The sequence below is a fragment of the Streptomyces sp. NPDC058239 genome (assembly GCF_042882185.1).
In the GTDB taxonomy this organism is placed as follows: domain Bacteria; phylum Actinomycetota; class Actinomycetes; order Streptomycetales; family Streptomycetaceae; genus Streptomyces.
The window spans coordinates 1-1,638 of sequence record NZ_JBHVWS010000144.1 but is presented as its reverse complement, the minus strand read 5'-3'; the positions used below and the strand labels follow the sequence as shown (position 1 = coordinate 1,638).

Annotated in this window: 2 protein-coding genes; one reads left to right on the top strand and one right to left on the bottom strand. The window is 68.4% G+C overall.

The window, feature by feature from the left end:
- Window positions 1–77: 77 nt before the first annotated feature.
- Window positions 78–596 carry a DUF4245 domain-containing protein gene (locus tag ACFVYE_RS47260; protein WP_383974797.1) on the bottom strand — a complete coding sequence of 173 codons (519 nt, stop codon included), beginning with the start codon at window positions 594–596 and terminating at the stop codon, window positions 78–80.
- Window positions 597–738: 142 nt separating this feature from the next.
- On the opposite strand from ACFVYE_RS47260, the gene glpX reads away from it, so the two are divergent.
- On the top strand, window positions 739–1,638 hold a 900-nt coding region (glpX, locus tag ACFVYE_RS47255), incomplete at its 3' end, for a class II fructose-bisphosphatase (protein WP_389609776.1).

Below are 1,638 nucleotides of genomic sequence, written 5' to 3'. Positions count from 1 at the left end.
CCCTGGAGCACTTGATGCTCCAGGGCCTCCTCCGTACGCGTTGCGCGTTGTACGAGGCAGATGCCCCGCACAGGACGTCAGGCCGTCTTGAGTGCGGCGGCCATCTCAGCCAGCCGCTCCGTCGAGGCGGAACCCGTGACCACCGTGGTCGCGCCCTTGTCCTGGCGCACGAGGGCGTCGTACTTCTCGCCCTTCCAGTGCTGCCAGGTCTCGCCCGCGACCTGCTGCGTACGCCCGGTGTTCCTGGCGTCCTGGCTGACCTCGGTCACATACTTCTTCGCCGGGGACGTGGACTGCTCCACCGCGACGTACTTGCCCTCCGGGTCCAGGAAGCCCAGGTGCCAGCTGTTGCCCGCCTGGCGGTCGTAACTGACCGAGGTCGGCTTCCATGCCTTGGCCAGTCCGTCCGGGGCGGCCACCGGGTACGGTGCCGCGCGCCGCGCCGTCAGGAGCTCCACCCGGTAGTCGACCGCCTTGACCGGGTTGGCGTTCTCGTCGTGCGGAATGAAGATGTAAACGAGCCCTGCCGCAGCGGAGATCACCGCCATCGACAGGAACATGTCCCGCACTGTCTGCTTGCCTCGCTTGCTAGCCACGGGTCCATGGTCGCATTAGGCCCGTCGGCCCCGTCCCGGGGGCAGTCCGCTCATACGTGACCCGGTCTGCTCATTCTGTCGACCTGACGATAGAGTCAGAGCACCCTCTTCCGGTCGTCGCCGTACAGAAAGGTGCGCTCCGATGTCCGAGCATCATCTGCCGTCTCAGCTAGAGGTCTCTCCGGAGGCCCCCGACCGTAACCTCGCCCTGGAGCTGGTCCGGGTCACCGAGGCCGCCGCCATGGCAGCAGGGCGCTGGGTCGGCCGCGGCGACAAGATCGGCGCCGACGGCGCCGCCGTGAAGGCCATGCGGACCCTCGTCTCCACCGTCTCGATGAACGGCGTCGTCGTCATCGGCGAGGGCGAGAAGGACGAAGCCCCCATGCTGTTCAACGGCGAGCGCGTCGGCGACGGCACCGGTCCCGAGGTCGACATCGCCGTCGACCCGATCGACGGTACGACCCTGAACGCCAAGGGCATGCCGAACGCGATCGCTGTACTGGCCGCCGCCGACCGCGGCGCCATGTTCGACCCGTCCGCGGTCTTCTACATGGACAAGCTGGTCACCGGCCCCGAGGCCGCGGACTTCGTCGACATCAACGCGCCCGTCTCGGTGAACATCCGCCGCGTCGCGAAGGCGAAGAACTCCGCCCCCGAGGACGTCACCGTCGTCATCCTCGACCGCCCCCGCCACGACGGCATCGTCAAGGAGATCCGGGAGACCGGCGCCCGGATCAAGTTCATCTCCGACGGCGATGTCGCGGGCTCGATCATGGCCGCCCGCGAGGGGACCGGCGTCGACCTGCTCATGGGCATCGGCGGCACCCCCGAGGGCATCATCTCGGCCTGCGCCATAAAGTGCCTCGGCGGTGTCATCCAGGGCAAGCTCTGGCCGAAGGACGAGGCCGAGCGGCAGCGCGCGCTGGACGCCGGGCACGACCTGGACCGGGTCCTGTCCACCGACGACCTGGTCAGCGGCGACAACGTGTTCTTCGTCGCGACCGGCATCACGGACGGTGAGCTGATGCGCGGTGTGCGGTAC